The organism is Thioalkalivibrio sp. (genome assembly GCF_041690275.1).
Lineage (GTDB): Bacteria > Pseudomonadota > Gammaproteobacteria > Ectothiorhodospirales > Ectothiorhodospiraceae > Thioalkalivibrio.
The window spans coordinates 3,206-24,114 of record NZ_JAWLHP010000047.1; the positions used below are offsets into that span (position 1 = coordinate 3,206).

At 66.2% G+C, this 20,909-nt stretch carries 20 protein-coding genes and 1 pseudogene; 14 read left to right on the forward strand and 7 right to left on the reverse strand.

Annotated elements, in window-relative coordinates; translation table 11 throughout:
• The 3 genes from ACESMN_RS09930 to ACESMN_RS09940 form a co-directional block, all read left to right on the forward strand.
• The coding region (locus tag ACESMN_RS09930; protein ID WP_373053441.1) for a DUF5666 domain-containing protein at positions 1-905 on the forward strand (905 nt) is incomplete at its 5' end.
• 116 nt (positions 906-1,021) lie between these two features.
• Complete coding sequence (locus ACESMN_RS09935; protein ID WP_373053442.1) at positions 1,022-1,852, forward strand: DUF6502 family protein; 831 nt, start codon at positions 1,022-1,024, stop codon at positions 1,850-1,852.
• Positions 1,849-3,375, forward strand: coding sequence for a DUF5666 domain-containing protein (locus ACESMN_RS09940; RefSeq protein ID WP_373053443.1), 1,527 nt, complete (start codon positions 1,849-1,851; stop codon positions 3,373-3,375). The genes ACESMN_RS09935 and ACESMN_RS09940 overlap by 4 nt, the downstream gene beginning before the upstream one ends.
• A 279-nt stretch (positions 3,376-3,654) precedes the next feature.
• Here the strand turns inward: ACESMN_RS09940 and ACESMN_RS09945 are convergent, their stop codons facing one another.
• Positions 3,655-3,918, reverse strand: coding sequence for a hypothetical protein (locus tag ACESMN_RS09945; RefSeq protein WP_373053444.1), 264 nt, complete (start codon positions 3,916-3,918; stop codon positions 3,655-3,657).
• 398 nt (positions 3,919-4,316) lie between these two features.
• Positions 4,317-4,940, reverse strand: a complete 624-nt coding sequence (locus ACESMN_RS09950; RefSeq protein WP_373053445.1) for a DUF2189 domain-containing protein — start codon at positions 4,938-4,940, stop codon at positions 4,317-4,319.
• A gap of 614 nt (positions 4,941-5,554) precedes the next feature.
• Here ACESMN_RS09950 and ACESMN_RS09955 point away from each other — a divergent pair.
• The 8 genes from ACESMN_RS09955 to ACESMN_RS09990 all read left to right on the forward strand — a co-directional run bounded on the left by ACESMN_RS09955 (position 5,555) and on the right by ACESMN_RS09990 (position 12,939).
• Positions 5,555-6,952: an MBL fold metallo-hydrolase gene (locus tag ACESMN_RS09955; protein ID WP_373053446.1), complete on the forward strand. Its 1,398-nt coding sequence runs from the start codon at positions 5,555-5,557 to the stop codon at positions 6,950-6,952.
• 244 nt (positions 6,953-7,196) lie between these two features.
• Entirely contained in the window at positions 7,197-7,523 is a 327-nt protein-coding gene (locus ACESMN_RS09960) for a high-potential iron-sulfur protein (RefSeq protein ID WP_373053447.1), read from the forward strand.
• A gap of 51 nt (positions 7,524-7,574) precedes the next feature.
• Positions 7,575-7,739 carry a DUF1328 domain-containing protein gene (locus tag ACESMN_RS09965; protein WP_373053448.1) on the forward strand — a complete coding sequence of 55 codons (165 nt, stop codon included), beginning with the start codon at positions 7,575-7,577 and terminating at the stop codon, positions 7,737-7,739.
• A gap of 354 nt (positions 7,740-8,093) precedes the next feature.
• Entirely contained in the window at positions 8,094-8,771 is a 678-nt protein-coding gene (locus tag ACESMN_RS09970) for an ArsR/SmtB family transcription factor (protein WP_373053449.1), read from the forward strand.
• A gap of 86 nt (positions 8,772-8,857) precedes the next feature.
• Positions 8,858-9,334 carry a hypothetical protein gene (locus ACESMN_RS09975; RefSeq protein ID WP_373053450.1) on the forward strand — a complete coding sequence of 159 codons (477 nt, stop codon included), beginning with the start codon at positions 8,858-8,860 and terminating at the stop codon, positions 9,332-9,334.
• Between the two features lie 145 nt (positions 9,335-9,479).
• A complete protein-coding gene (locus ACESMN_RS09980; protein WP_373053459.1) occupies positions 9,480-10,955 on the forward strand; it encodes a TolC family protein in 1,476 nt (491 codons plus the stop codon).
• Positions 10,955-12,346 (forward strand): multicopper oxidase family protein, encoded by a 1,392-nt coding sequence (locus tag ACESMN_RS09985; RefSeq protein ID WP_373053451.1) that lies wholly within the window; start codon positions 10,955-10,957, stop codon positions 12,344-12,346. The genes ACESMN_RS09980 and ACESMN_RS09985 overlap by 1 nt, the downstream gene beginning before the upstream one ends.
• Positions 12,347-12,564: 218 nt before the next feature.
• Positions 12,565-12,939, forward strand: a complete 375-nt coding sequence (locus tag ACESMN_RS09990) for a copper resistance protein CopC (protein WP_373053452.1) — start codon at positions 12,565-12,567, stop codon at positions 12,937-12,939.
• A gap of 271 nt (positions 12,940-13,210) precedes the next feature.
• Here the strand turns inward: ACESMN_RS09990 and ACESMN_RS09995 are convergent, their stop codons facing one another.
• Both ACESMN_RS09995 and ACESMN_RS10000 read right to left on the reverse strand, forming a co-directional pair.
• Positions 13,211-14,176, reverse strand: coding sequence for an MBL fold metallo-hydrolase (locus ACESMN_RS09995; RefSeq protein ID WP_373053453.1), 966 nt, complete (start codon positions 14,174-14,176; stop codon positions 13,211-13,213).
• Positions 14,177-14,343: 167 nt separating this feature from the next.
• Complete coding sequence (locus ACESMN_RS10000; RefSeq protein ID WP_373053454.1) at positions 14,344-14,883, reverse strand: CIA30 family protein; 540 nt, start codon at positions 14,881-14,883, stop codon at positions 14,344-14,346.
• Between the two features lie 275 nt (positions 14,884-15,158).
• Between ACESMN_RS10000 and folD the strand changes: the two genes are divergently transcribed.
• The 3 genes from folD (at position 15,159) to ACESMN_RS10015 (ending at position 17,497) form a co-directional block, all read left to right on the forward strand.
• Positions 15,159-16,031, forward strand: a complete 873-nt coding sequence (gene folD / locus ACESMN_RS10005; protein WP_373053455.1) for a bifunctional methylenetetrahydrofolate dehydrogenase/methenyltetrahydrofolate cyclohydrolase FolD — start codon at positions 15,159-15,161, stop codon at positions 16,029-16,031.
• A gap of 171 nt (positions 16,032-16,202) precedes the next feature.
• Positions 16,203-16,715: a peptidylprolyl isomerase gene (locus ACESMN_RS10010; RefSeq protein WP_373053456.1), complete on the forward strand. Its 513-nt coding sequence runs from the start codon at positions 16,203-16,205 to the stop codon at positions 16,713-16,715.
• Between the two features lie 14 nt (positions 16,716-16,729).
• Positions 16,730-17,497: a UDP-2,3-diacylglucosamine diphosphatase gene (locus tag ACESMN_RS10015; protein ID WP_373053457.1), complete on the forward strand. Its 768-nt coding sequence runs from the start codon at positions 16,730-16,732 to the stop codon at positions 17,495-17,497.
• Here ACESMN_RS10015 and ACESMN_RS10020 read toward each other — a convergent pair.
• The 3 genes and pseudogenes from ACESMN_RS10020 to ACESMN_RS10030 form a co-directional block, all read right to left on the reverse strand.
• Positions 17,458-18,270 carry a ferritin-like domain-containing protein gene (locus tag ACESMN_RS10020; protein WP_373053460.1) on the reverse strand — a complete coding sequence of 271 codons (813 nt, stop codon included), beginning with the start codon at positions 18,268-18,270 and terminating at the stop codon, positions 17,458-17,460. The two genes, ACESMN_RS10015 and ACESMN_RS10020, sit on opposite strands and share 40 nt — an antisense overlap.
• 96 nt (positions 18,271-18,366) lie before the next feature.
• A pseudogene (locus ACESMN_RS10025) lies at positions 18,367-19,569 on the reverse strand (DUF4147 domain-containing protein); the annotation flags it as partial.
• Positions 19,566-20,759 carry an O-succinylhomoserine sulfhydrylase gene (locus ACESMN_RS10030; RefSeq protein WP_373053458.1) on the reverse strand — a complete coding sequence of 398 codons (1,194 nt, stop codon included), beginning with the start codon at positions 20,757-20,759 and terminating at the stop codon, positions 19,566-19,568. The pseudogene ACESMN_RS10025 and the gene ACESMN_RS10030, both read right to left, overlap by 4 nt.
• Between the last annotated feature and the right edge of the window lie 150 nt (positions 20,760-20,909).

The window sequence follows — 20,909 nt, forward strand, 5'->3', positions numbered from 1 at the left end:
ATGACGCCGGTACCGGCGACTTCGACCTCCGCCTGCCCTCCGGCACCCTCGTCCCCGTCATCACCGATGGCAACACGTCCTACGACCTGGATACCGGGCCCAGCGACGGCCTGTACGTCGAGGTGGAGGGCCGCTGGAACGGCTCGGCCCTGGTCGCCGAAGAGATCGACGGCGCGGACGATCTGCTGGACGACGATGACGACGACGTGGAACTGAAGGGCCCGCTGACTGAGGACGGAGAAAGCGGCTGGTCGGTCAAGGGCATCCACGTGGTCCTGACCTCGGCCACCGAATATGAGCCTTCGCGCCTCAGGGACAATCTGCGGGCAGGCACGCTGGTCGAGGTCGAAGGCTACATGCAGGATGGTGCCCTGATCGCTGAGGAGATCGAAGGCTACGAAGACGACGACATCGAGATCGAGGCCCCGGTGTCGGGCGTTAGTGCGGAGCTGGGGACCGTCACACTGCAGTTCCCGGACGGGACGCTCGATGTGATCACCAACAACGCGACCCTGTTCAAGGACGACAGCGACGGGGATCTCAACGACGACGGCAGTTTCAGCCTGGACGAACTGGCCTTGAGCGGCGAGTTCGTGGAAATCGAGGCCTACCTGACCGGTGAAGACCTGATCGCCACCACTATCTCGCGCGAGGACGAGAGCTCGGACATCGAGGTCGAGGCTCCCGTTGAGGACTTCGTGCGAGGCGTATCCGTTACCGTGCTGGGGATTACCTGGAACGTCGGATCCGAGACCGAATACGAAGTTGACGATGGCGACAGCAATGCCGAGACGTTCTGGAACACCATCCGCCCGGGGATGGAGATCGAGATCGAGGACGAGGCGCCGGCCAATGGCATCGCCGACAAGCTCGAACTGGACGACGGCCCGGACGATGACGACTGAGCCGTGCCGTGCGGCGCCCCACCCCGGGGCGCCGCACACTCCACCCGACCGGCGCAGTGGCTGACCCCCCCGCTCCGCGCTTGACCGCACCCAACCTTGGGAATACCGTCCCAAAGATGCCTGACACCCCCCACAAGGCGCTTGCCACCGCCACGCTGCGCGTGCTGCGCCCCTTCGTGCGCATCCTGCTGCGTCACGGCATCTCCTACGCCACCTTCGCGGAGCTCGCCAAGTGGATCTTCGTGGATGTCGCGACCGAGGAGTTCGCGATGCCCGGCCGCAAGCAGTCCGTGTCGCGTGTGGCCGTGATCACCGGCCTGACCCGCAAGGAGGTCACCCGCGTACAACAGCTCCCTCGCCCCGATGACAGTGAGGAGACGGAACAGTACAACCGGGCGGCCCGCGTGATCGGGGGTTGGCTGCGCGACCCCGACTTCAGAAGCGGAGACGAACCCGCCGAGCTGCCGTTCGAAGACAGCCCCATCAGCTTCAGCGAGCTGGTCCGCCGCCACAGCGGCGATGTACCGGCACGTGCCATCCTGGACGAACTGGTGCGTGTCGGGGCCGTTGAGCGCAAGGATGACGGCCCGATTCGCCTGGTCACCCGCGCCTACGTCCCGCACAGCAGCGAGGTCAACAAGCTCACCATCGTCGGCCAGGACGCTGCTGCCCTGCTCGCCACCATGGACCACAACCTGGACCCCAATCGAGGCAGCCCGCGCTTCCAGCGCACGGTGGCCTACGACAACCTGCCCGATGAAGCACTCGCTCCCCTTCGCGAGCTCTCCAGTGAACAGGCGCAGGCGCTGCTCGAGCGTCTGAACGCCTGGCTCGCCGAGCAGGACCGCGACAGCAATCCCACAGTCAACGGAACAGGCCGCAACCGTGCCGGACTCGGAATCTTCTATTTCGAAGCACCGGTGCGAGACGAGGAATCCAAGTCATGAAAACGCGCCACTGCCATCACCCGCTCCGCGCCGCATTACTGGGGCTTCTCATCGCGCTGGTCGCTGGCTGTGGTGCCGGTGGCGTTGGCGACATCGCCAGCGGCGGGATCGGCGGGACCGGCATCACCTCCGGCACGGTAACCGGCTTCGGCAGCGTCATCGTGAATGCCAGGATCCACGAGACCGACAACTCGACCCAGTTCCTGCGCAATGGCAATGCATCGACGCAGGATGCATTCAGGGTGGGGGATGTCGTGCGTATCGACTGGGATGGCAACCAGGACGACCTCACTCGCAACGCTGTGCGCGTCGTGTATCAACGCGCGCTTCAAGGAGAGGTGACCGGGGCTCCAGAGCCCGCAGCCGGAACTGTGGAGGTGGTGGGGCAGACCGTCGCCGTCGACGCAACCACCCTCTTTGAAGAATTCACCTCGCCCGCTCCGACCGGTGAGAACTTCCCGCAGGACCTCGACGTTGGGGCCTGTGTCGAGATCAGTGGACTGCGTGACACCGCCGGGAATCTGTTGGCGACACGCATCGAACGGATCGCTCCACCCTGCGCAGACCAGACCGAGCTCCAGGGCGTCATCACGTCCCCGGTCGGCGACCTTCCGACGCGGATCACGGTCAGCGGGACCAGCGTGGACCTGCCCGCGGGCATCGCGATCGATCCCACGCCCGTCGCACTGACAACCGGCGCCTTCGTGACCGTCCGGGGCAGCTATGACAACGGCGTGCTTACCGCCTCCACGATCCAGGTGCGCACCGACGAATTCATCGATCGCGACGACGACGAGGCCGACATCGAGGGCCTCATCAGTGCGCTGTCGAGGAACGGCTCGACGGCAAGGTTCACGGTATCCGGGATCTCCGTCTCGGCCACCGACGCCATCGAGTACGAGAACGGCAGCTTCGCCGACCTCGCCGATGATGTGCGCATCGAGGTGGAAGGTGTCTTCGTCAGCGGAGTACTGGTGGCAGAGGAGATCGAGTTCAAGCGCGACGATCAGGTCGAAATGGAATCGATTCTGCTGAGCGCAGATGCCGACAATGAACGCTTGACCCTCGACTTCGGCCCGGACGGCACGGTAGTGGTCACAACAGACGTGCTGATCACCCGGTTCAAGAATGACACCGACACGTCCGTACGGACACTGGCCGACCTGCGCGAGGGGGATTATGTGAAGATCGTGGGATCTGTTGCCGACCCGCTCGGCGACACGGAACCCGTTGCCACCCTGGTCGAGCTCGAGGGGCTCGCAGGGTCCGGAGACGACGACGTCGAGGATCGCGTACTCCAGGGACCGGTTACGGACGTGACTGACTCTCCCGACTCGTTCAGCGTGCTTGGCGTGATGATCAGTAGCGCAGGCCTGGAGGAGTGCGAAGGCGCCGGCGACGAAACACTTGACTGCGGGGTCCTGGTAGAGAGCCTCTCGCCCGGCGACATCGTCGAGGTACAGGGCACCAGTTCCGTCGCAGGAGGCTGGATCGACTGGGAAGAGCTGGAGTTGGAAGACTAGAGAGATGCCGGCTGGGCCTGCCCTGCCCCCGGTTTCTGGATCAACCCATGGTCAACCGTCGCTCAGGCCTTACCGCATACAGGAACAGACCGTGCGGCTGGTGGCGCAATCGGGCGCGAAAGCAAGCCCAGGCAGACCGCCTTCAGGCATGGTGGCAACGGCCCCGCTGAGACCGAGGAAGGACGCTGCTTATGGCAGCGCTGGCATCGTTGTCGAACGCGCGCCGTCCGTGACGCCCTGTGGCGGTTGCCTGTGCGGCTCCAGCGCAAGGTGCGGCAGTCACTCCAGATCGCAGAACCCGGTGGGGCAGCAGGTCCCGCTGCTGCAAGCGGGGGCCGGGGCCACGCCGCTCCCCCGACTGGTGCTGGAGATGATGTTGCCACCGGTGGCCAGCCGGTGCACCGGGGCCACCTCGGGCGTGTCGCCAGGATCGATCCCGGCACGAGCGCACACCTCGCCCCAGGTGGCAAGGGTCTCGCTCATGCGGTGGCTGACCTCCAGGACACGCCCATTGGTGTCGCAGCGGTAGTCATAGGTCGGCATCGGATGCCTCCTCGTGTATCGATGTTTGCTTATATGCGACCATTATAGGCAGGGGCGGCTACGGTGCAAGGCTCTGGCATGGCCCCTGCTCGCGATGGCGTCAACCGGGGTCGGACCAAGGCAAGTCATTGACCTGGAATCACAAGGCTTCGATTTCGTAACCGGATACGCGATCGATCACTGGCCGCACAGCTGCCCGTGGATCGTGGGATCGCGGGATCGTGATCAAGCGCTGTCTGAATCCTTCCAGGCATTGGCATGGGGCCCGGCCGACGACCTTCGCTTCTGCCGCCGATGGGCCATCTCGCGCCAGGAAGGGTCGGCCCAAGGCGCGGCATCGCCCACTCCCGGATGTCCCTACTGTCGTCCCCGCAGCGCTTGCGCGCACCCGTGCTTCATCAGCCGTGCGCAGGATGCCGTTCGGAAGTCGACGAACGCTCGCTCCAACCCACCAGGGCCCGATAGGCATGCCACATCGAGAGGCCAAGCCAGGGGAAGATCACGATCAGCGCGATGAAGCCGGTTAGCACCGAAACGGCAAACAGTGCAGTGATCAACAGGCCCCATAAAAACAAGACACCCGGATTGGCCTTCAACACCTTAAGGCTGGTGGCCACTGCGTCCATCATGCCTCGTTGACGGTCGAGCATCGCCGGCAGCGTCACCACGCTGATGGCAAAGACCGCCAGCGCGAACACCACGGTAGCCGCGACGAAACCCAGAAGGGACACAATGCCCTGGGGGCTGGCCAGCATCGCGCTCAGCACCTCACCCACGGATGCCGGCGGAGCGAGATCGCCGTATGTCAGGACACCGATCCATTGCCACACCATACCCGCCCACAAGGCAAACAGGATGATCAGGCTTGCAGCATAGAACCAGACTGCGGCACCCAACTCTCCTATCGCACCGAGCCCGGTACTGAACCGCGTCGACCCGCCCTGTTCCAGCCGCCGGGCCATTTCATTCACGCCCACCGCAAGCAGCGGGCCCAGCAGCAGAAAGCCGAAGATGACGATCACGCTGATTGCCGGTTCTTCCCAGCTCAGGAACAGAATGAGTGCCCCGACGGCCGCAGCAAGAAGGCCATGCAGCAGTACCGCAGGCGCTCTGACGAGATCGTGCCACCCTCCCGCGAGCCATTGCTTGAGATCGCCCGCACCCGAGACCGTCCGGATGGGTGGCGTATCGAGCGTCCTTCTGGGCTCGACCTCCGAGGGATCCCCGGGATACAGGGTTCTTTGTGCTCTCTTCATGTCACTCTCCCTTTAGGGGTTTTCCCTATCGGTCGATGTTTCAGGCCGGTTTCGTCCCGCTATAAAAATCACTCACGAGAGCTTCGGGTCCACTGATTACAAGTCATAACCTAGCAATACCGGGGAGGTCCTGATATGGGGGAAAACCCTCCATTTGTGTCTTCACCCGCCGTTCGCCGACAGGACCGGCGCCATCCGGGCCATGAGCGGTAATCTTGTCTGATTAAAATATAATGGATTTCTTATTATAAATTTGGTTCCCGATACCGCAATCATACGCATTGGCATATGCGTTCTCGGGATCTAACCTGCGGAATATCCATCAGAGGCCATCATGCAAATACCCGATAACGCTTCGCATTAATAATTGGGGGCGTGCGATGATCTTCAAACAGTTCTATCTTGAAAGCCTTGGACACGCGTCCTATTTCATCGGATCCGAGGATACCGGCGAAGCCCTGGTTCTCGACGTACGTCGGGATGTGGATGACTATCTGGAGGAGGCTCAGGCGCGCGGAATGCGGCTCCGGTACGCCGCCGACTCCCATCAGCACAACGATTACCTCTCCGGGATCTGTGAGCTGCCGGCACGGGCCGATGTGCAGCTCCTGGCGGGTGCACGGGCTGAGCTCGGCTACCCCGTACATTACATGGATGACGGCGAACACCTGCGAATGGGTGAGATCGAGTTCGAGGTGGTGCATACACCCGGGCACACCCCGGAACACATCTCGCTGCTCGTTTATGACGGCTCACGGGGCCGGGAGCCGGCATTGCTTCTCTCCGGCGGCGCGCTCCTGGTGGATGACATCGCGCGACCCGATCTACTGGGTGGGGAGGAGGAGACGCGAGCGGGTGCCCGCGAGTTCTGTCACACGCTGCAGGAAAAGATCCTGAGGCTGCCCGACCATGTTGCTGTCTATCCGACCCACGTGGCCGGCTCGCTCTGCGGCGGCAATATCGGGAGCATGCTCTCCACCACGATTGGGTACGAGCGCCGCATGAACCAGATGCTTGCGGATCTCGACGATCGCGAGGGCTTCGTCGAGCGCTGTCTTGAACTCAAGGATCTGCCCACAGTTCCCCCCTACTGGCGCCGGATGCGCAGCCAGAACATCCAGGGGCCGAAGCCACTGGGCGTACTGCCCGATCCCCCTGCCATCCGACCGGACGACTTCGCGGACCTGAGCCGTCGGGACGATACCATCGTCGTGGACTGCCGGTCGCCGGAGGCCTTTACAGCGCATATCCCCGGCGCTCTCAATGTTGGCGCCGGTACATCCTTCAGTACGTGGGCCGGGACCGTACTGCCCGAGGACGCCCGGCTTTTGCTGGTCGTAGAACAGCCCGGCGATCTCGAGGACATCTACTGGCAACTGCTGCGCATCGGCTACGATCTTCCGGCTGCCTGGCTTTCCGGCGGCATGCTGGCCTGGCGCACCAGCGGGCGCGAGGTCGAAATCCTCCCCCAATGGACCGTTCATGAACTGCGCGAGGCCGCGGAACACGATCGGGACCTGACGATCCTGGACGTGCGCCAACCCGCAGAATGGTCGGAAGGCCATATCGCGGGCGCCCGCCACGTCAGCGGCGGCGAGCTACCTCGACGTCTGGACGAAATTCCGAAGAACCGGCCACTGGCCGTCATCTGCGGCAGCGGCTATCGTTCGTCGGTCATGGCCAGCCTGCTGAGCAGACAAGGGCACGGACCGGTCTTCAATGTACTGGGGGGCATGACCGGCTGGCAGAGTGCGGGCTACGATATCGAGGCCGCATAACCGCGGCAGCCGGGAACCGCTGATCGGCGACACGCGGGTTGAGCTGATGCCTGCTGTTCCGAATCCGAGCCGCCACCCTACGCTTGCGACTGAAGGCATGCTCCTGGCAACGACAGGCGAAAGCATGACCTGCCCGTCAACCATGCGGACACTCGAGTTCGCAGGATGGAGGGCGTATTTACCCGCCTTTCACGCCGAAGCCACACTCGTTACGCTGAATCAGCCTATGGAGAGGAGTGTCGCGATGAGAAAGCACAATGCCGATCCGACGCGCCGCCGACTGTTGCGCTTGGGTGTTGCCGGTATCGTTGCAATACCCGCGTTACCGCTGATCTTCGCTCCGGCCGCAGCGAACGAACGCGTCAGCGAAGATGACCCGCAGGCCAAGGCCCTGCATTATCGGCACGACGTGTCAGACGTTGACCATGAAGCCTTCGAGGACGGCCAGAACTGCGCCAACTGCGAACTGTTCAGTGACCCTGGCGCGTCTGAATGGGGGCCGTGCGAGGCCTTTGGCGGCAGGCTTGTGGCGACCGATGGCTGGTGCAAGTCATGGGTGCCGCGAAGCTGACCGAACCCACAGAACTCAACGACACCATTCCTGCCGGGAGACCAGAGAGCCATGATTTACTGGGCATTGATATTCCTGATCGTCGCCATCGTCGCGGGCGTTTTGGGATTCAGCGGTATTGCCGGAGCGGCTACGAACATCGCCTGGATCCTGTTTGTCGTGGGCATTGTGCTCGCACTCATCTTCCTGGTCACGGGAAGAGGCCCCAAGGTCTGATGCTTCCATGGCGTCAGCGCGGACGAAGAGGCAGCGGCCATCTTCTCCGCGCCAGATCCCACCGGACATCGCCCGCATGATGCAGGGTCCTGCCCCGTAGCACCCGGAACAGCTCCGCGTTCTCGCTGGCGGTGCCGGTGGGGGTGAGCCTGCGCCCATCGGCGGTGATGCGCTCCGCCGACGAGGCTGACCACGGTCAGCCAGCGGGACGAGACACCCGCCCCGGGAATCCACGTCCCACGATGACCGTCGGGTCCGCACGCAGCGGTGGTTCACCCGCATTGCTCATTACACCAACGTTCTTTAGAATTTGCTGATAAAGATCAAGCCTTCCCCGCCTGTGGCGATGCGCACATGAATGCTATCGAGCCGTCCTCGAAGACCCAGCTGTTCACCCACTTTGCCCGCGTGGCGAAGGCGCTCGCGAGCCCGGTGCGACTGGAACTGATCGAGGCACTGGCCCAGGGCGAGCACAGCGTGGACGAGCTGGCCCGCGCCGTCGGCGTGCCCATGGCGAATGCGTCACACCATCTGCAGGTGCTGCGCGACGGCGGGCTCGTCCATTCGCGCCGGGACGGCGTTCAGGTCATCTATTCCCTCAGCGACGAGACCGAGATCACGCAGGTCGTCGCAGGTATCCGGCACATCGCGGAGGCACAGCTGGCCGAGGTGGACCGGATCGTCCGTGAGGCCTTCACCAGCCGCGACACCGTGACCCCGATGGATCCCCGCGAGGTGGTGAAACTGGCGCGCCGCGGCGAGGTCACGGTGATCGACGTACGCCCGCGCGACGAGTTTCGCGCCGGTCACATCAAGGGTGCAATCAATGTCCCGCTCGCCGAGCTCGGGCAGTATCTCGCCGATCTGCCCCGCGACCGCGAGATCGTCGCCTACTGTCGCGGTCCCTACTGCGTGCTGTCCTTTGAGGCGGTCGAGGAGTTACGCCGTCACGGCCTTCGCGCGCGGAGGCTGGAAGCCGGCTATCCCGAGTGGAAGGCCGCCCGCCTGCCCGTTGCGCGGGCGCCGCGCTAGTCGGCTGCGCAGGGCCTTCCGGCGCGAAAGTTTGTGGTACGCTCGTGCTCGCTGTGTGGGGCGAGACGCTCCCCCGAAACGAGGACGTGGCCGACGTGAAACGGGTGTTCCATCGGGTCCTGTGCTGGTCGCTGGTGCTGGCAATTGCCTTCCTGCCGACGCTGGCGGCGGCGGTGGCGATGGGGGACGGTCTTGTCACGCACGCAATGCACGGGCCCCACTCCAGCGTCAGGGCGGACGCATCGGCAGATCATGCGACCGGGCATGATGCCGCCCATCAACATCGGGCACATGACGACCATGCCGGTCGCGCCGATCCGTCGCATGGGTCCGACGCGCATGAATCCTATTCCGAACCCGTGCAGGCAAGCGATTTGGCTGTGCACGCCGATTGCGCGGCCGGGGACTGCGTGTCGACCTGCTCGACCTGCAGTCACTGCCAGGGCATGCCCGCCGTCAGCGGGATGAATACCCCCACTCCCGAATTGCAGGCCAGAATCCTGCAAACCCTGCGCAGCGGCCCGCCCGCAGCCGCGCTCTTCCGCCCCCCGATCCTCTCTTGATCCCGTAGTGCCGGCCATGCGGCCGGTTGCTGCCCAGGCGTTCGGGCAATCCCCGGACGCGGGCAGCGTGGCTGCACCATGCGTTCGCGCGCGGTGCGGAATCGAATACGGAATCAAGGAGATATCTTTGATGCAAACAACACGATTGCTGCTCCCTGTGTTGTCGGTGCTGTTCCTGGGCGGTTGCGCGGTGACCGCGCCCGAGCTGGATCGGTCCGAACTGGCGAGCGACATTTCCGTACAGGGGATCGCCCTGCCCGAGTCGGAAATGCCCCGACCCTCCGGCGAGCTGACGCTCGACGGAGCCATCCATCAGGCCCTCTGGCGCAATCCGCGCATGCAGAGTGCCTACGCCAAACTGGATCTGACTGCGGCGGACGTGATCGAGGCGTCACAGTTCTCGAACCCCTCGCTGTCGCTTTCGGCGATGCGCCCGGAAGGGGGGGGAGGCAACGATTACTCCCTGGGCCTGGCCTGGGGGATCTCCGGATTGCTGATGCGGAGCGCCCGCCAGGACATCGCGCGTTCCCACTGGGAAGCCACCCGCCTGCAACTGGCCGAAGGTATCGTTGCCCTGGCCAGCGACACCGAACGCGCCTGGTACGAGGCGGTGGCCGCCCGCCAGCGCGTGCAGGTGCAGGCGCTGGAGACCCGGGCCGCGGATTTGGCGGAACGTCTGGGGGAGCGCTTTCATGATGCCGGCAACATCAACGATCTCGAACGCGCGGAGCTGCGTATCCACGCCGCCGAGGCCCGGCTGGATCTGGAAGAGGCCCGCCAGCGTGAACGCCAGACGCGCCTGCGCCTGGCTCACCTGATGGGCCTGCCAGGTCAGGTCGACGACTGGGAAGTGGCGACCGAACTGCCGCTGCCACTGGCCGGGCTGGAGGATCGCCAGGCCCTGGTGCGGCAGGCACTGGCGCAGCGTCTCGATATTCGCGCGCAGGATCACGCCCTGGAAGGGCTCACCGAAGGCGTGGCCCTGGTGCGGCGCTATCGCTGGCTCGGCGACATCGAGCCGGGTATCGAGTTCGAACGCGAGGGCGACGGAACCCGCCTGTGGGGTGGCGAACTCGAAATCACCCTGCCGCTCTTTCACCAGAACCAGGCCGGCATCACGCGGGCAGAGGCGCGACTGGCGGATGGCGAGGCGCGGCGTGCGCGCCTGGAGGGGACGGTGACGGCCCAGGTGCACGAACTGGTCGAGCGCCTGGACCACCACCGCCAGCGGTTCACGATGATGCAGGACGAACTGCTGCCGGCACGCGAGCTCGCGCGGGAACGCGTGCAACAACGCGTCAACTTCATGTTTGACGATGTATTCGACCTGCTCGCAGCCAAGCAGGAGGAACTGGCCGACTGGCAGAAGGCGGTGGTGGCCCTGGGTGATTACTGGAAGGCCCGGGCCGAACTGACACACGCAGTCGCCGGCGAGCTTCCGGGTGGCGAACCCGGTGCTTCGGGGTATTTCGAGACCTCGATGCTCGACCACGACGCGGGTTCGATGGGCCATGAACCGGATGGGCACGGGGATCACGGGGCACATCAGCACATGAATCACGGCGAAGGCCGCAATGACCGCGACCGCGCGGACCAGCCCGAACACGGAGGACATCACTGATGAAACGCCGCAACTTTCTGATTGCCGCCAGCGCCTTGCTACCGGCCACGACGTTGACCCGGGTGATGGCCGAAACGGGTCACGAGCACCATAACGACGGCGAGGATACGCCCGGCGGGCGCACTGCGCAGGGCTACATGCCGGTGCATACGCCCAACGGCTGGACACTGCCCTACCGGATGAAGGACGGGGTGAAGGAGTTCCACCTGGTCGCGGAGGAGATCGAGCACGAATTCGCCCCCGGGTCGGTTGCCAGGTGCTGGGGCTACAACGGCACCACGCCAGGACCGACCATCGAGGCAGTGGAGGGTGACCGTGTGCGTATCTACGTAACCAACCGGCTGCCCGAATACACCTCGGTGCACTGGCACGGCCTCCACCTGCCGTCAGGCATGGACGGAGTGAAGGGGGTGACCCAGCCGCCCATCCAGCCGGGGGAGACCTTCGTCTACGAGTTTGATCTCAACCAGCACGGCACCCAGATGTACCACCCGCATGCCGACGAGATGGTGCAGATGGCGATGGGCATGATGGGCATGTTCATCATCCATCCGAAGGGCGGCGAGATCGAGCCGGTGGATCGCGACTACGCCATCATGCTGCATAACTGGGGCTTGCACCCGGGGACCCGCACGCCGGATCCCTCGGTGATGGTGGACTTCGATCTGTGGTCGATGAACTCCAGGGTATTTCCGGCCATCGACTCGCTGGTGGCGAGGACCGGTGAACGGGTGCGCATCCGTCTCGGCAACCTGTCGATGTGGAACCATCCGATGCACGTGCACGGCGTGTCCTTCGAGGTGACCGGGTCCGACGGTGGACGCTGGCCGCGCAACCAATGGCGCAAGGAAACCACGGAGATCGTCGGCGTTGGGCAGACCCGAGATATCGAGTTCGTCGCCCCCCCGGGCGACTGGGCATTCCACTGTCACATGTCGCACCACACCATGAACCCGATGGGGCATGGCATCGCCAACCCGCTGGGAGTGGACCAGTCCGGGATCGAGGCGGAGATCCGGTCGCTGCTGCCCGACTACATGGCAATGGGCGAACACGGGATGGCCGACCATCAGAACCATACCGACAGCGGCCACATGCCCGGGCCGGAGAACACCCTGGCGATGGCGATGGGACGGGGCCCGTTCGGCAACGTCGGCATGGGCGGGATGTTCACCCTGATCAAGGTCCGCGACGACCTGGAACCCGGGGACTTTCGCGACCCGGGGTGGTATCGCCATCCTGATGGCGAGGTTGCGTACCGTGTCAGCCGTGACCCGGGCTTCGGCAATCCGGTGCGCCGCGGGCGGATGGCCAGCAAGGATGCCGACGCGCTGCCAATGGCCAGCCGCGAAAGGAACGGCCATGGTGGTCACGGAGGTCACAACCATTAGGAACGCTGATCAAGCCGTCATCGCGAGGCGCGAAGCAACGTGGCGATCCACAAGGTATGGTTTTGGGGTGCGCCGTTTGGCTTGGCGCGCTTCGCTCGCAATGACAGGGTGGATTGATCAGCCGGTCCCTGGGAATGCGGTCGGAGGTCCCTGCGGGGGCCTCCGGCGCTCTGACCCTCGTGACGGATTCAGCCCTGCGACAACAGAGAGGAAACGACATGCAAGCTGCCAAGAAGACTCACCGCCTCACCCGTGCCGGCCTGACCGCGCTGCTGCTGGCCATGGCCATGCCGCTTGTTGCCCACGAGGGCAAGTCAAGCAGCACGCCCGCGGACGGCGCCACCGTGCAAGCCTCGCCGGAGGAGATCGGCATCGAATTCGATGGTGCGATGCGCATCACCCGGTTCGAGGTGACGGGACCCGGAGGACCGGTGCGCCTCGCCGGTCCACCGGGCAACGAGCCAACCAACGGGTACTTCGTGGAACCCGAGGAGACACTTCCGGCCGGGGATTACCAGGTGCAATGGCGCGGCCTCGCCGGGGATGGACACATGATGTCCGGCGATTTCGCGTTCTCGGTCGAGGACGAGTAGACACTCAGGGATAACCCGGCGCCAACGGGAGCCAACGTGCTTCGCCGCCAGCCGAAGTTGCGCGCCGTCTTCAGCCGCAGTCCCGGGGAATCCCTCCTGCCACGGTTCTGTTGCGCTCCCTTCCGGCCGTCGGCTCAGCCGTTCGCCTGCCGCGTGCCCTGCGGGTGCCCGCATGCCGGGTCCTGAGTATCACTCAGACTCCGCAGACCGTCCGGTGCGCGCGCAAGGCGCACTCCTGATGCGCCGGAGCGCCCTCGATTCGGGCGCAACCCTACATCCGCGCTTCGAGGATCAGGTAGGTCTGGTTCACGTTCCTGCGGTGCCACTGGTCATAGTGCAGCAGATGCTCGAAATCCGGCCATTCGGCGAGGCGCTCGACCGTCTCGTCCAGCGTCTCCCAGTCCTCGAGACCTGCGCGAACCTCGCTGACCAGCCGCTCGAGATAGTCCCCGGCTTCGCGACGGGCCGCTTCGAGATCCACCGCAGCCCCGTGCCCCGGAACGACGATCTTGGGGTCCAGGGCCTCGATGCGCTGGAAGTTCCTGACCTTTCCCTCCGGATCACTCCAGGAATGGATGCCGACGATGCGTTCCACGTAGACCACATCACCCGCAAAGACGATGCTCTCGCCGGGAAGATGCAGCAGGATGTCTCCGGGGAAATGCGCATCCGCCACGTACATCATTTCGAACTCGACCCCGCCCACTTCAAGGCTGTGCGAGTCGGCTTCTATCGGTTCCGGCGCCACCGTTGGCTCGGTTCCCGCCATCGCGTCTTCGCCGAGCACCCGCAACGAGCGGTTCATGTGCGACTCGGCGAACTCCTCCTGGGTACGGGTGGTACGCTCGAGCGCCACGATCTCGGCACCCTGTTCGAGAAACCAGCCGTTGCCGAGCCACCGATGATCCTGGCTGCCGAGATTGATCACGTGGGTGATCGGGGCATCGGTGACGGTGGCTACCGCGTCGGTGATCATCTTGGCGACTCGATAACTGGACCCGCTGTCCACGAGCACCACGCCGTTGTCGGTCACCACGAATCCGGTGTTGTTGTTCATCCCCTGATTCAGTGGCGAGCGGGCCTCGGTCGAGCCGTAGAAGTAATAGACCCGGTCCGTCAGCGCGATCGGTTCGAGGATCTCCTCGATCGGGCGGTCGGCCTCTGTCGCCATTGCCGCAGGCAGGGCGACGAGGCTCAGCAACAGGAGGGCTGGAATCCACTGGTGCGGCATGCTCATTTACGGGTCTCCGTTGGCAGGTGGCAACGCACGGGAACCGGCCTCGGCACCGATGCGCGATCTTCGATCGACACAGGCAGGACGAGGCACTGCCGATTATTGTTCCGGGACAGGGCGTTCAGGGCCTCCGATGTCGCCCTTTTCGCAGCGCGGTCCGCGCCTACCCGTCAATCGCCGGGCGGCGTTTCGCGGTTGCCGAGATCCAGCCGCGCCACCTCGATATCCGGCTCGAAGGCCTCGCCGTAGGCCACCACGCCCACGGACTTGAGCGCGCGCACATCGAGCCGACGCCCGGTCGCCCGGCCCTCGAAGGCCGTGAAGGGGACGAACTGCCGGTGCCACGCCGCGCTGACCTCGATCGGCGCGCGGTAGTGCTGCCAGGGTTGCCAGGTCTGGCGGGTGCGCAGGTGCAGGTAGTAAGGCCCCGGGGTGCCGCGGACCGTGATCCACAGGCCCTCCCAGGCGCTGGCGTCGATGCTGCCGCCCGCAGGGTCGAGCGCCAGCCGCGCCTGGATGAACCCGCCGCGGTTCTCGAGCCGGACCTGGCCACGCAGGAAGAGCACGGGACCGGCATCGCTCTCGCGGTAGCCGACCTCCATGTCGGAACGCCCGCCCATCACGCGGTCGCTGAGGCCCTCCCAGCGCGTGCCCATGGCCGACAGACCGTCTGCGCGCTGGAAGTCATCGAGCAGGACAGCTTCGGTCATCACCGTATCCTCGTCCGCCTGGAGTGGCAGGAGTGCAAGCAGGGCGAGAAGCGAGGCAGTCCCGAACACAAGCCGCCGACGATCTAGCATGGTCCGGGTTTCCCCTTGCGTGGCATCGCTGAAAGTCCAAGGGTAACGCGAAAATGTCCGTGGGTCCCGAGACCGGTTAAAGAGCTGGAATTCATCCACCGACCCGCAGCCGCTGGCGTCCGGGTGCGCGTCGCCGGTGGCATTCGGCATAATGTCGGTTTCGGCGACCGGCGGGGACGATTCACATGACAGCCAGGATCATCGATGGCCGCGCGATTGCGGCCCGGCACCGCGCCCGCACCGCCGAGGAAGTGGCCCAGCTGACCGCCGCCGGGCAGCGCCCGCCCGGTCTTGCCGTGGTGCTCGTCGGTGGCGATCCGGCCTCCGAGATCTACGTACGCAACAAGCGCAGGGCGTGCGAGGAGGCGGGCATCGAGTCGCATTCCTTCAACCTCCCCGGCCAGACGACCCAGACCGATCTGCTGGCATTGATCGATCGCCTCAACCGGGACCGCACGATCGACGGCATCCTGGTGCAGCTCCCGTTGCCGCCCCATGTCGACACCGAGACGGTGATCGAGGCCATCGACCCGGCCAAGGACGTCGACGGCTTTCACCCGTACAACATGGGACGCCTCGCCGTACGGCTGCCGCGCCTGCGTCCCTGCACCCCGCGCGGCGTGATGGAGCTGCTGCACGAGATCGGCGAACCCTTCAAGGGGCGCACCGCCTGCGTGATCGGCGCGTCGAACATCGTCGGCCGACCCATGACGCTGGAACTCCTGCTCGCCGGTGCCACCACCACGGTCTGCCACCGCTTTACCGCCGACACGCGGGCACACGTGCGCGAGGCGGATCTGGTGATCGCGGCCGCGGGAAGGCCCGGACTGGTCCGGGGCGACTGGATCAAGCCGGGTGCCACGGTGATCGATGTGGGCATCAACCGGATGGAGGACGGGACCCTGTGCGGCGACGTGGAATTCGACGCGGCCGCCGAGCGGGCCGCCTGGATCACGCCGGTACCCGGCGGCGTTGGCCCGATGACGGTGGCGGTGCTGCTCGAGAACACGCTGCAGTCGCGCCGCTACGGTGAGATCGAGGTCCGCGGGGAGGCCTGAAGCGCCGACCAGGGGATGGATTGGGGCAGGCGAGGCCGTTCGGGGTAGAATCTGGCGACACGCCGGGGCCCGAGTTACCCTTCCCCGCTCCATCTCCTCAGGAACTACGGAATGCGTCGTTCAATCCCTACGCTGTTGCTGTTCCTCGCAACCACTCTTTCAGGAGCTCTCATGGCTGATGACCAACCCAGGGTCGCAATCGAGACCAACCACGGCCGCATCGTGCTGCAGCTGAACCCTTCGGCCGCCCCGGAGACCGTCGAGAACTTCCTTGGCTACGTGGACGAGGGCTTCTACGACAACACCATCTTCCACCGGGTGATCCCGGGCTTCATGGTCCAGGGTGGCGGCTTCGATCCCGACATGCAGCAGAAGTCCACCCATGGACCGATCCAGAACGAGGCGGACAACGGCCTGAAGAACCGGACCGGCACTGTCGCGATGGCGCGCACGCAGGACCCGCACTCGGCAACCGCGCAGTTCTTCATCAATGTCTCGGACAACGGCTTCCTCGACCACAGCTCGAAGACGCCACAGGGATGGGGCTACGCGGTATTCGGGAACGTGGTCGAGGGGATGAGCGTGGTCAGCGAAATCGAGGGCGTCAAGACCGGACGCGTGGGGATGCACCAGGATGTGCCCCTGCAGCCGGTGATCATGACCAGCGTGAAGCGGGTCGACTGACCCCCCCGGCGGCAATGGGGACTGCCCCGCCGGTACTCGTCGTCTCCGATCTTCACCTGGACCAGGAGCCGGACTCGACCCTCTCGGAATTCCTCCGGTTCCTGGACGGACCGGTGCGCGGAGCATCGGCGCTTTACATCCTCGGGGACCTGTTCGACTACTGGGTCGGAGACGATGCCGGCTTTGCTGCGGCGGAGCAGCTGGCGGATGCGATCTCGGCGCTGTCGCTGCCGGTTACCTTCCAGCACGGCAACCGGGACTTCCTGCTTGGCAACGGCTATGCCGAGCGGGCCGGCATGAAGCTGGCGCCGGAGGTGCTTCCGGTCGAGTTCGAGATCGGAGACGCGCTTCTCATGCACGGGGACAGCCTCTGTACCGCGGACACCGACTACCTGCGCTTCCGCGATACCGTGCGCCGTCCCGAATGGCAGCAGGCATTCCTTGCCCGGCCCCTGGACGAGCGCGTGGCCGAGGCCGAGCGCCTGCGCGGGATCAGTCGCGGCGCCGGTCAAATGAAGGCCAGCGACATCACGGACGTTCACCCGGACGCCGTCGCCGAGGTGCTGCGCAGGCACGATCGATCGCTGCTGATACACGGCCACACCCACCGTCCGGCGATTCACCACTTTCAGGTAGATGGCCGCCCCTGCAGGCGCTGCGTGCTGCCCGCGTGGGACCGGGTACCCGGGTATCTGGCGGTGGATGGCCATGGGCTCCACCTGCTGACGCTGGACGGCCGGGACTACCCCGTGGCATCCGGCCTTCCGTCCAGCCCGGCCTGAGCCTCCAGGGCCGCCATCTCCGACGGGCTGAAGCCAGCCGCCAGCCGGGCATCCCGCGCAAACGGGGGTCGCACGCGCCCCGGCATATGCCGCGCCAGCAGGTCCAGGAAGGTCGGCTCCGGGTCCAGCCCCCGGTTCGCCGCGAGATGGCGGAACCACCGGGTACCGATCGCGACGTGGCCGACCTCCTCGCGCTGTATCACCTTCAACACCGCGACGCTGTCTGCGTCTCCCGCCGCCCCGAGCCGCTGAATCATGCCGGGGGTCACGTCCAGGCCGCGCGCCTCCAGCACCCTCGGGACCAGCGCCATGCGCTCCATTGCGTCGGTATCGGTCTTCACCGCCATCTCCCAAAGGCCGTTGTGCGCGGGGAAGGTGCCGTACCCGCTGCCCAGCCGTGCCAGCCGCGCCTCCAGCAGCTGGAAATGCCGGGCCTCTTCCGCCGCGACCTGGAGCCAGTCGCTGACGTATTCCGCCGGCAGCCCCCGGAAGCGGTACACCGCGTCCAGTGCCAGATTGATCGCGTTGAACTCGATGTGGGTGACCGCATGCAGCAGGGCCTGTCTGCCCCGCAGGGTGTGCAGCCCCCGGCGGGGCAGGTCCTGCGGCCGCACCAGCTCCGGCCGACCGGGGCGCCCGGGAATCTCGATCCGGACCGGAGGCGGATCGCTTGGATCCACCCTCAGACCTCCCGCGCGCCAGGCCGCCAGCAGGCGCTGCACGCACTCGCACTTCCTTTGCGGATCGCGGATCTTCAGGGCCCGCAGGGCCATCGCGTGTACACCGGAGGGCCGTCTGACGGATCCCGGGCCTGTCCCCGGAGCGCTGGAAGGCGGCCCAAGCCTGACGATCAACAGGTCCATCACATTGGTCCCGGTCGTCGTTCCCGGTACCGTCTGACCCAGCGACCTCCAGAACGCGGCGGTATCCGCCCCCCGCAGGGCCTGCCGCAGGCGCGAGCGGACGCCGGCGTCCGCGCCGGCATCGGGGCAACGGTCAGCGAACCACGCGCCGGCGACCCCGCTGTTGCCATCCACGCCGTCGGTCGCGGCGCTGAGCAGCTCGATCCCGCGTGGCCAGCCGCGGGCCATCCACAGCAGCAGGATCAGGGCGGCCAGGTGCTGCGCCCGCCCACCGCGCCCCGCCACCGCCGGCAGGCGGACCGGGGCCTCGCCGCCCCAGACGTGCACACCGGCAGGCGCCGCGCGCAGAAAGCGGACCAGACGGGACGCCAGTGCTGTTCCGGCAAGCGCCGGGAACAGCCCGTGATCCCAGGCCTGCCGACCCGCCTCCGCCGCTGCCCGTGTCACTGCCCGACGGGCATCCGCATTGCCGGCAACCAGCCGGTGCACGGGCCGCCGCTCCGCAGGCCTCGGCGGCTCGAACCGCTCCAGCCATTGCTGCAGCTCCGGCCAGTCGAGATCGGGAACCACGTCGGCCGCGCCGGGGGCCGGCGCCCAGAAGGGTCCCGACCCGACTGATGCCGGGGCATCCCCCGGCACGTCGCTGATGAACAGGACCCGGATGTCGCGGGCGGGACACAGGGCGGCCGCTCCCCCGGCCTTCAGCTGCGAAAATCGTCCGCGCAGGGCATTCATCACGCGGATGTCCAGCCCGGCCGCGAGCAGCCGGGTGTTGAGCTCCCGCAACAGCGGCAGGCCGACGCCGGAACGCGGAAGCTCGGCCAGCGCCGAGGCGCCGCCGGAGAGCAGCACCAGCAGGGTATCATCCACGGGAATCCGGCGAAGAAAACCGGCCAGCGCCTGCCCCGCTGCCAGGCTCTCCGTCCCAGGCACCGGATGATTGCCGGGCCTGCGCTCCACCGGGAAACCCCGAATCGTTGCGTCGACAGGCGCACCCACGGGGGCCACCACGAGCGCGCAGGTGATCCGCTCGGCCCAGACCTTCGCGGCCCCGGCGAGCATCGCCTCGGCCGCCTTGCCGAGCGCCAGCACGTGCACGGCCCCCTGCGGCGCGTCCTCGCCGGCCAGCGCAAGCGCGACGGCCTCAGCCCCGTGCACGGTCGCCAGGGCCGCGTGGTAACCGTCCAGCAGGGAGCCCGACACGCTCACCTCAGGCGGTCCAGCCCCCGCGCCAGGTCACGCTGCACATCCGCGACCGACTCCAGGCCCACCGCCACCCGGACCAGTCCCTCGGTGATGCCCTGCGCCTCGCGCAGCTCCGGGCTCAGGCGCCCGTGCGTGGTGGTGGCCGGATGGGTGATCGTGCTCTTCGCATCGCCGAGGTTCGCGGTGATGGAGAGCATCCGGGTGCCGTCGATCACCGACCAGGCCGCCTCGCGACCACCCGCCACCTCGAAGCTCAGCACACCCCCGTAGCCGCTCTGCTGGATACCCGCCAGCGCGTGCTGCGGATGCTCCTCCAGACCGGGGTAGTGCACCGCATGTACCGCGGGGTGCTCCCGAAGCCAGCGCGCAAGCGCGAGCGCGTTGTCGCTGTGCGCGCGCATCCGCAGATGCAGCGTCTCCAGACCCTTCAGGAAGACCCAGGCGTTGAACGGCGACAGGGTCGGGCCCGCGCTGCGCAGAAAGCCGTAGACCTCCTTGCCCACCCGCTCGGCATCCCCAACCACTGCGCCGCCGAGGCAGCGTCCCTGACCGTCCAGGAACTTGGTCGCGGAGTGGATCACCAGGTCCGCACCCAGTTCCAGCGGGCGCTGCAGCGCGGGCGTGCAGAAGCAGTTGTCGACCGCGAGCAGCAGCCCGCGTTCGTGGGCGAGCTTCGCCAGCGCCTCGATGTCGACGAGTTCGCCAAGCGGGTTCGATGGCGTCTCGCAGAAATACAGGCAGGTCTCCGGCCGGGTGGCCTCCGCCCATGCGGACAGGTCTGACAGCCGCACGTAGCTGACCTCCACGCCGAACCGCGCCATGTAGTTGTTCAGCAGCACCGTGGTGGTCCCGAACACCGAGCGCGAACAGACCACGTGATCGCCACTGCGCAACAGGCCCATCATCGTCGCAAGGATCGCGGCCATCCCGGAAGCGGTGGCGACGCAGGCGGCACCGCCCTCCATTGCCGCCAGCCGCTCCTCGAAGGCCCTGACCGTGGGATTGGTGAAGCGCGAATAGATGTTGCCGGGAACCTCGCCGCCGAAGCGGGCGGCCGCCTCCGCGGCGCTGGCGAAGACGAAGCTGGAAGTCGGAAAGATCGCCTCCGAGTGCTCGTTCTCCGGGGTGCGCCGGTAGCCGGCGCGCACGGCTACGGTCTCCGGGTCGTACTCGCTGGGGTCGAAATCCTGCATGGGCGTGTTCCGGGACAACGGGCGGATGGCGGGCCCGGGCCCGGGGAGAGGGCCGGGCTGGTCGGGGCGCCGGGAAAGCAGCCCACACTATACTGGCTCTTACGGCCTGTCCCAAGGAACCCGGGAATGCCGTCGGGTGCACACCCGCCC

What these genes read in the sequence shown, in the direction of transcription:
- ACESMN_RS09935 (WP_373053442.1), top strand. Translation starts at nt 1,022, where the DNA reads ATGCCTGACACCCCCCACAAGGCGCTTGCCACCGCCACGCTGCGCGTG.
- ACESMN_RS09940 (WP_373053443.1), top strand. Translation starts at nt 1,849, where the DNA reads ATGAAAACGCGCCACTGCCATCACCCGCTCCGCGCCGCATTACTGGGG.
- ACESMN_RS09945 (WP_373053444.1), bottom strand. Translation starts at nt 3,918, where the DNA reads ATGCCGACCTATGACTACCGCTGCGACACCAATGGGCGTGTCCTGGAG.
- ACESMN_RS09955 (WP_373053446.1), top strand. Translation starts at nt 5,555, where the DNA reads ATGATCTTCAAACAGTTCTATCTTGAAAGCCTTGGACACGCGTCCTAT.
- ACESMN_RS09960 (WP_373053447.1), top strand. Translation starts at nt 7,197, where the DNA reads ATGAGAAAGCACAATGCCGATCCGACGCGCCGCCGACTGTTGCGCTTG.
- ACESMN_RS09965 (WP_373053448.1), top strand. Translation starts at nt 7,575, where the DNA reads ATGATTTACTGGGCATTGATATTCCTGATCGTCGCCATCGTCGCGGGC.
- ACESMN_RS09970 (WP_373053449.1), top strand. Translation starts at nt 8,094, where the DNA reads ATGAATGCTATCGAGCCGTCCTCGAAGACCCAGCTGTTCACCCACTTT.
- ACESMN_RS09985 (WP_373053451.1), top strand. Translation starts at nt 10,955, where the DNA reads ATGAAACGCCGCAACTTTCTGATTGCCGCCAGCGCCTTGCTACCGGCC.
- ACESMN_RS09990 (WP_373053452.1), top strand. Translation starts at nt 12,565, where the DNA reads ATGCAAGCTGCCAAGAAGACTCACCGCCTCACCCGTGCCGGCCTGACC.
- ACESMN_RS09995 (WP_373053453.1), bottom strand. Translation starts at nt 14,176, where the DNA reads ATGAGCATGCCGCACCAGTGGATTCCAGCCCTCCTGTTGCTGAGCCTC.
- ACESMN_RS10000 (WP_373053454.1), bottom strand. Translation starts at nt 14,883, where the DNA reads ATGACCGAAGCTGTCCTGCTCGATGACTTCCAGCGCGCAGACGGTCTG.
- folD (WP_373053455.1), top strand. Translation starts at nt 15,159, where the DNA reads ATGACAGCCAGGATCATCGATGGCCGCGCGATTGCGGCCCGGCACCGC.
- ACESMN_RS10010 (WP_373053456.1), top strand. Translation starts at nt 16,203, where the DNA reads ATGGCTGATGACCAACCCAGGGTCGCAATCGAGACCAACCACGGCCGC.
- ACESMN_RS10015 (WP_373053457.1), top strand. Translation starts at nt 16,730, where the DNA reads ATGGGGACTGCCCCGCCGGTACTCGTCGTCTCCGATCTTCACCTGGAC.
- ACESMN_RS10020 (WP_373053460.1), bottom strand. Translation starts at nt 18,270, where the DNA reads ATGGCCCTGCGGGCCCTGAAGATCCGCGATCCGCAAAGGAAGTGCGAG.
- ACESMN_RS10030 (WP_373053458.1), bottom strand. Translation starts at nt 20,759, where the DNA reads ATGCAGGATTTCGACCCCAGCGAGTACGACCCGGAGACCGTAGCCGTG.